This window comes from Streptomyces sp. WZ.A104 (assembly GCF_002382885.1).
GTDB lineage: Bacteria > Actinomycetota > Actinomycetes > Streptomycetales > Streptomycetaceae > Streptomyces.
The window spans coordinates 1-6,088 of sequence record NZ_NWVL01000148.1 but is presented as its reverse complement, the minus strand read 5'-3'; the positions used below and the strand labels follow the sequence as shown (position 1 = coordinate 6,088).

The 6,088-nt window shown below is 71.3% G+C and carries 2 protein-coding genes; both read left to right on the top strand.

What is annotated here, in order from left to right; genetic code table 11:
- The coding region (locus CIB93_RS36615) for a condensation domain-containing protein (protein WP_257002524.1) at positions 1-2,073 on the top strand (2,073 nt) is incomplete at its 5' end.
- Positions 2,070-6,088: non-ribosomal peptide synthetase (locus CIB93_RS36610; RefSeq protein WP_143660140.1), on the top strand; the 4,019-nt coding region annotated here is incomplete at its 3' end. The genes CIB93_RS36615 and CIB93_RS36610, both read left to right, overlap by 4 nt.

The following is a 6,088-nucleotide window of genomic DNA, read 5'->3' as shown; positions in this document are numbered from 1 at the left end:
CAGGTCAAGATCCGTGGGTTCCGTATCGAGCCGGGCGAGATCGAGGCCGTGCTGAGCGGCCATCCCGACATCGCCCAGGCCGCCGTCCTCGTCCACGAGGACCAACCCGGCAACACCCGTCTCACCGCCTACATCGTCGCCGACACCGCCACGCCCCCGGAAGACCTCCGTGAGTTCGCGCAACGGCGGCTGCCGGACTACATGCTGCCGTCCGCGTACGTCACGCTGGACCGCTTGCCGTTGACGGCCAACGGCAAGCTCGACGACGCCGCCCTGCCCGCCCCCGGCCCGGTCGTGCGGGCGGACGCGGAGAGCCGTGAGCCGCGCACCCCGCGCGAGCGGCTGCTCAGCGACTTGTTCACCCAGGTGCTGGGGGTGGACCGGGTCGGGTGCGACGACGACTTCTTCGTACTCGGCGGGGACAGTATCGTCTCGATCCGCCTGGTCAGCCTGGCCCGTTCAGCGGGCGTCGGGTTCGCCGTACGGGACGTCTTCGAGCGGCGGACGGTGGCCGGACTCGCCGAGGTCGCCGACGAACTCACCCTGTCGGTCCCGGATTCCGACGACTCCGGCACCGGGACGGTGGAACCGACCCCGATCATGCGCTGGTTCGACGCGCGTGGCGGTGGAGTCGACGAGTTCTACCAGGCCATGCTGCTGGAGGTGCCGGCCGATCTCGGTGAGAAGCGCCTCACCTCGGCCGTCCAGGCGCTCGTCGACCACCATGACGCGCTGCGGTTGACCCGGACGCCGGGCGGCCCGGACGGCGGGGCGTGGTCGCTGGAGGTCGGACCGGTGGGTTCCGTGACGGCCTTTGACCTGGTGCAGGTCGTCCACCTCGGCGGCGCCGACGTCGACGAGGCCCTGGTCCGCGACCAGGTGAAGGCGGCGACCGCCCGCCTGTCGGCCGAACGGGGGCCGCTGCTCCAGGCGGTCTGGTTCGACGCCGGACCGGTCCGTTCCGGCAGGCTGCTCCTCCTGCTCAACCATCTCGTGGTGGACGGGGTCTCCTGGCGAATCCTTCTTCCGGATCTCATCGCCTCCTGGGAGGCGGTCGGGTCGGGGCGCCCGCCCCGGCTGGAGCCGGTGGGCACCTCGCTGCGCCGCTGGGCGGGGCTGCTGGCCGCGGAGGCCCGCCGACCGGCCCGCGTCGCGGAGGCAAGGCTCTGGACCGACCTGCTCACCGCCGCCGATCCGCCGCTGACAACCGGCCGACTGGATCCCGTACGGGACACAGTGGGCCGGGCCCGCGAAATAACGCTCTCCCTCCCGCCCGACGTGACCACCCCGCTCCTGACGACGGTGCCGACGGCCTTCCACGCCGGGGTGAACGACGTCCTGCTGACCGCCCTCGGCCTGGCGGTCGCGCAGTGGCGCCACAGCCAGGCCCGCGGGCGGCACACCGCGGTGCTGGTGGACGTGGAGGGGCACGGGCGCGAGGAGATCATCGAGGGAGTGGACCTGGCACGCACCGTGGGCTGGTTCACCTCGCTGTATCCCGTCCGGGTCGATCCGGGCCCACTGGCCTGGGAGGAGGTCCTCGCCGGCGGGCCGGCTCTCGGGCAGGCCCTGAAACGGGTCAAGGAGCAGCTGCGGGCGCTGCCCGACCGGGGCATGGGCTTCGGCCTGCTCCGCCACCTCCATCCCGGGACAGGGCCCGAGCTGGCCAGGCTCGCAACGCCCCAACTCGGATTCAACTACCTCGGACGATTCCCGTCGGCGGGGACACCGGTGGTGCCCGGCAATCCCGCGTGGACCGTGGCATCGGAGGCGGGCCTGCTGAGCGGCACCGATCCGGGCACCGCCCTGGCGCACGGGCTGGAGGTCAACTCCATGGTCCGCGACACCCCGGACGGGCCGTGGCTGGAGGCCGTCTGGACGTGGGCCCCCGGTCTCTGGCCCGAAGACCACGTCCGCGCCCTCGCCGAACAGTGGTTCCAGGCGATCCGAGGCCTGGTCCGGCACGGCGACCGGTCCGGCACGGGCGGCCACACACCCTCGGACTTCCCTCTGACCGAACTCAGCCAGCACGACATCGAACAGCTCGAAGCCGCGTGGAGGATTCAGAAATGACGCCGTCGGGCCTGGAAGACATCCTTCCCCTCACCCCCATGCAGGAGGGGCTGCTGTTTCACTCCCGCTACGAGCAGGACGGGGCGGACGTCTATGCGGTGCAGCACGTCTTCGACGTCGAGGGCACCCTCGACGGGGCGCGGCTGCGGGCGGCTGTCCGCGCCCTCCTCCAGCGGCACCCGAACCTGCGCGCCGGATTCCGGCAGGTGGATTCGGGGCAGACCGTGCAGCTGATCCCCCGCGAGGCGGTCCTGCCGTGGGAGGAGTCCGACCTGTCGTCGCTGCCCGCCGCCGAGGCGGAGGCCGAGCTGGTCCGGCTCGCGGCCAAGGAGCACGCCCGCCGCTTCGACCTGGCCGAGCCGCCACTGCTGCGCTTCTCCCTGGTGAGGATGGCCGACGAACACCACCGTCTGATCATGACCACCCATCACATCCTGCTCGACGGCTGGTCGATGCCCATCCTGGTCCGCGAACTGGTCGCGCTGTACGGCAGCCACGGCGATGTCGCCGTACTTCCCCGGGTGACCCCGTACCGGCAGTACCTGGGCTGGCTCGCCCAGCAGGACCGGCCTGCGGCGGAGGCCGCCTGGAGCGAGGCGCTCGCCGGCCTGGAGCAGCCGACCCTGGTCACGCCGGTGGATCCGGCGCGGGCCGCGCGGATGCCGGAGCGGATCACCGTCGAGCTGGACGAGGACCGCACGGCGGCGCTCGCCGACTGGGCGCGTCGGCAGGGCGTGACCATGAACACCGTTCTCCAGGCCGCCTGGGGTCTGGTGCTGAGCCGGCGCACGGGACAGGACGACGTCGTGTTCGGGGCCGTCGTGGCCGGACGCGACCCGCAACTTCCCGGCGTCGAAGCCATGGTGGGCCTGTTCATCAACACGGTGCCCGTCCGGGTCGCGCTGGATCCCGCGCAGTCGCTGTCCTCCACCGTCAAGCGGCTCCAGGACGTACAGACGCGGCTGACCGCGCACCACCACCTCGGGCTGGCCCGCATCCAGCAGCTGGCCGGTCCAGGTGACCTCTTCGACACGGCCATGGTGTTCGAGAACTACCCCTGGGACGAATCCGGCGAGCTGCCGGACGGCGGTCTGCGGGTCATCCCGGACCTCGGCCGTGGACGGGATGCGACCCACTACCCACTCACCCTGATCGCCGCCCCGGGGCGGCGCCTCTACCTCCGCCTCGACTACCGCGACGACCTCGTCGACCGGGCCACGGCCGCCGGGCTCCTGGACCGGCTGGCCCAGACCCTCGACCTCGTCACCACCGACGCCGATCGGCCGATCGGGCGGATCGACCTGCTCACCGACGAGGAGCGCGCCACGCTGTCGGCCGTCCCCGACGAGGCCCCCCGGACCATGGGGACAACGTTGCCGGGGCTGTTCGAGGCACGGGTCGTCGAGACCCCGGACACACCCGCGGTGGTCTGTGACGAGGCCACCTTGACCTACCGGGAGCTCAACGAGCGGGCGAACCGGCTGGCCCACCTGCTCACGGCCCGCGGTATCGGCCCCGAACACGTCGTGGCCCTCGCTCTGCCCCGCTCCACCGACCTCGTCCTGGCCGTCCTCGCCGTCCTCAAGGCCGGCGCCGCCTACCTCCCCCTCGACCCCGAATACCCCCATGCCCGCCTGACCCACATGGTCACCGACGCCCGCCCCGGTCTCCTCCTCACGACCACGGCGACGAAGGCCGACCTCCCCGCCGTACCCGACACCCCCGTCCTCCTCCTCGACGCCCCGGACACCCCGGCCGACCTCGCCGACCACCCCACCCGCAACCCCGTCACCGCCCTCGCACCCGACCACCCCGCCTACGTCATCTACACCTCCGGCTCCACCGGGCGGCCCAAGGGCGTCGTCATGCCCGCGGGCGCACTGCTGAACCTCCTGGAGTGGCACCACAAGGAGGTCGGCGGCGAACCGGGCACCAGGACCGCGCAGTTCACGGCCATCAGCTTCGACGTGTCCGCGCAGGAGCTGCTGTCGGCCCTGCTCTTCGGCAAGACGCTGGTGATCCCCGCCGAGGACGTCCGGCGTGACGCGGCCCGGTTCGCCGCATGGCTGGACGACCAGCGGGTGGAGGAGTTGTTCGCGCCGAACCTGGTGCTGGAGGCCCTCGCCGAGGCCGCGGTCGAGCAGGGCCGGACGCTGCCCCGGCTGCGTACCGTCGCGCAGGCCGGTGAGGCGCTGACGCTGAGCCGCCCGGTCCGTGAGTTCCACCGGTCGGCGCCGGGCCGCGCACTGCACAACCACTACGGTCCCACCGAGACACATGTGGTCACGGCCCATACCTTGGGCGACGACCCCGACAGCTGGCCGGCGTCCGCGCCGATCGGCCGCCCGATCGCCAACACCCGTGCCTACGTGCTGGGGTCCGGACTACAGCTGGTGGCTCCCGGTGTGGTGGGGGAGCTGTACATCGCGGGTGCGGGTGTGGCCCGCGGCTACCTGAACCGCCCCGGTCTGACCTCCGAGCGTTTCGTGGCCGACCCCTACGCCCCGGAGCCCGGTGCCCGGATGTACCGTACCGGTGACCTGGTGCGCCGGAACCCGGACGGGGAGCTGGAGTTCGTCGGCCGTGCCGACCACCAGGTCAAGATCCGCGGGTTCCGTATCGAACCCGGCGAGATCGAGGCCGTGCTGAGCGACCATCCCGACATCGCCCAGGCCGCCGTCGTCGTCCGCGAGGACGAACCCGGCAGGGCCCGACTGGTGGCCTACGTGGTGGCGCGGGAGACTCTACGGCTCGACGGCGTACTGGAGTTCACCCGGGAGCGGCTGCCCGAGCACATGGTGCCGTCGGCCGTCGTACCCATGGAGGACCTTCCGCTGACGGCCAACGGCAAGCTGGACCGTGCGGCGTTGCCGGTGCCTGAGTTCACGTCGGGTGGGGCGGGGCGGGAGGCGCGTACGCCGCAGGAGCAGATCGTGTGCGATCTGTTCGCGCAGGTCCTCGGGCTGTCGCGGGTCGGGGTGGACGACGACTTCTTCCACCTGGGCGGGCACTCGTTGCTGGCCACCCGCCTGATCGCCCGCATCCGGGCCGCCTTCGGCGTCGAGATCGGTCTGCGCACGCTCTTCGAGGCACGGACCGCCGGTGCGGTCGCCGCCCGCCTCGACACCGCGGGGCCCGCGCGTCTGGCCCTGACCAGGCAGCAACTGCCCGACCCCGTACCGCTGTCCTTCGCCCAGCGTCGGCTGTGGTTCCTGCACAAGATGGAGGGGCCGAGCGCCACCTACAACATTCCGCTCGTCCTGCGGCTGACGGGTGAGCTGGACCATGAGGCACTGCGGGCGGCCCTGGGCGATGTGGTGGCCCGCCACGAGACCCTGCGCACGGTGTTCCCCGAAGCCGAAGGCACCCCGCGTCAACACGTCCTCGACTCCGTCACTGTCGAGCTGTCCACGATCGAGGTCACCGAGACGGAGCTGCCGGACGTCCTCACGGCGGCGTCCCGCCATCTCTTCGACCTGTCCGTCGAACCGCCACTGCGCGCCGAACTGCTGCGCCTCTCACCCGACCGGCATGTCCTTCTTCTCGTCCTCCATCACATTGCGGGTGATGGTTGGTCGTTGGGTCCTTTGGCTTCGGATCTGGCTCGTGCTTATGCGGCGCGGGTGCGGGGGGAGGTGCCGGGGTGGTCGGATCTGGTGGTGCAGTACGCGGATTACACGTTGTGGCAGAACGAGTTGCTGGGTGATCAGGATGATCCGGAGAGTCTGTTCGCGACGCAGATCGATTACTGGACGCGGGCGTTGGCGGGGTTGCCGGATCAGCTGATGCTGCCGGTGGATCGTCCGCGTCCGGCGGTGATGTCGTATCGGGGGGATTACGTCACGGTCGATGTCGATGCGGAGCTGCATCAGCGTCTGGCGGATCTGGCGCGGTCCACGGGTGCGAGTCTGTTCATGGTGTTGCAGGCGGGTCTTGCGGCTCTGCTGTCGCGGTTGGGTGCGGGTCGGGATGTTCCTTTGGGGAGTCCGATCGCGGGTCGTACGGATCAGAGTCT